The 1738-nt window shown below is 50.0% G+C and carries 2 protein-coding genes; both read left to right on the forward strand.

Annotated features, from left to right (window positions below; genetic code table 11):
* Positions 1–1344: PD-(D/E)XK nuclease family protein (locus tag AC1DUA_RS36370; protein WP_477504361.1), on the forward strand; the 1344-nt coding region annotated here is incomplete at its 5' end.
* A gap of 15 nt (positions 1345–1359) precedes the next feature.
* On the forward strand, positions 1360–1738 hold a 379-nt coding region (gene sbcD / locus AC1DUA_RS36375; protein WP_477504362.1), incomplete at its 3' end, for an exonuclease subunit SbcD.

Here is a 1738-nt window from a genome sequence, read left to right on the forward strand (position 1 = left end):
GTCGTATTCGTTGCTGGTATGGCCAAAATGTTTAACCAGCGCGATCTGAATGATTCATTTCTTCTGCATAAAGAGCTCGGATTCGGCCCGCGGTTTGTAGACACAACACTACGTGTAAGCTATCCAACTCTACCTTCCCTTGCGATTAAAAGAAGGATGAAGCTGGAGCTGCTTGCGGAAGAAATGCGGGTGCTTTATGTAGCGTTGACAAGAGCTAGAGAAAAGCTTTATTTGCTGGGCACTGTCAAATCATTGGATAAGCTCTTGCGCGGATGGGGCAGGCATCTGTCCAGAACGGAATGGTATTTGCCTGATTTTGAACTGGCGAAAGCCAAAAGCTATCTCGATTGGGTAGGTCCAGCCCTGCTTCGGCATCCTCACGCCAGTCTCTGGAGAGAACGTTTGGGAATTAGCGAAGGTTCTTCCGGGATGCGATTATTGGATGATCCTTCGGCATGGAAACTGACGGTCATCAAGCCGGAAAGCTTGCTAACGGATGAAGCGTTGGAAGAACACAACTTGACCCCTGATGGAGATCGAATGGACAGCATTCGCCGGATTGAGGCCGTAACGACGACGGGTGAGTGGCAGGAATGGTTAGATGACCGGCTGTCATGGTCGTATTCGTACCCTGAAGCACCTAAGCTTTTTGCGAAAACGACGGTTTCCGAAATGAAGCGTCTGTCGGAGCTGAATCGAATCGCGGATGAGATGGAAATGCCGATCGCAACGGAAATCATAGCTCAGGGAGCGACGACGTCGCCTTCGGGGAACGAAAGGTCCATGATTTGGCGCAGGCCTAAATTTATGGAAGAGAAGAAGCTGTCAGCAGCGGAAAAAGGAACGGTTGTCCACGCCGTCATGCAAAATCTCTCCTTGCAGGAAGTGCCCACTGAGGAGAGTATCCGGGGGACGCTGCAAGAAATGCTGAATAAGCAAACGTTAACCGCTGAGCAAGGTGAAGTGGTGGATATTCCAGTTGTACTGCGCTTTTTCGAGACTGAGGTTGGAAAGCGGATGCTTCAGGCAAGGCATGTACAACGCGAGGTGCCCTTCAGCTATGGGCTGCAAGCAGACGAGGTTTATACGGGAACAGATCGTTCAACGAGCGGTGAAACGGTATTGATTCAAGGAGTCATCGATTGTTTGTTTGAGGATGAGCTGGGACTGGTACTGGTTGATTATAAAACAGATGCGGTGAAAGGCAACAGTGATATGGAGCTGAAGCTGCGGTATGAGAAGCAAATTTCTCTCTATACACGTGCCGTGGAACATATTTGGAAACGTCCAGTTCATGGAAAGTTTCTGTATTTCTTTGATGGAGCGAAGCTGCTCGAAATGTAAGGTGGAGGATGAAGAATGCGAATTTTGCACACGGGTGACTGGCATTTTGGCCGAACGCTGGAAGGGCGAAGCCGTCTGGAGGAGCAGTCTGCTTTTGTGGACGAGCTAGTAGGAATCGTAGAAGACCAAGAGATTGATTTGGTCTTAATCGCAGGAGACATCTATGACAGTGTGAATCCTCCGGCAGCTGCTGAACAGCTTTTCTATGAAAGTATTGCGCGTCTCGCTGATGGTGGACAACGTCATGTTGCCATCATCGCGGGCAACCATGATCATCCGGATCGCCTCGCAGCAGCAGCACCGCTTGCGGGCAAACAAAGCATTACAYTGATCGGTTTGCCTGTGCCTGAAATCCAATCGGTAGGAATCGCTCGAACTGGAGAGCTGGCGTTCC

The sequence above is a fragment of the Paenibacillus sp. 01T422 genome (genome assembly GCF_056398785.1).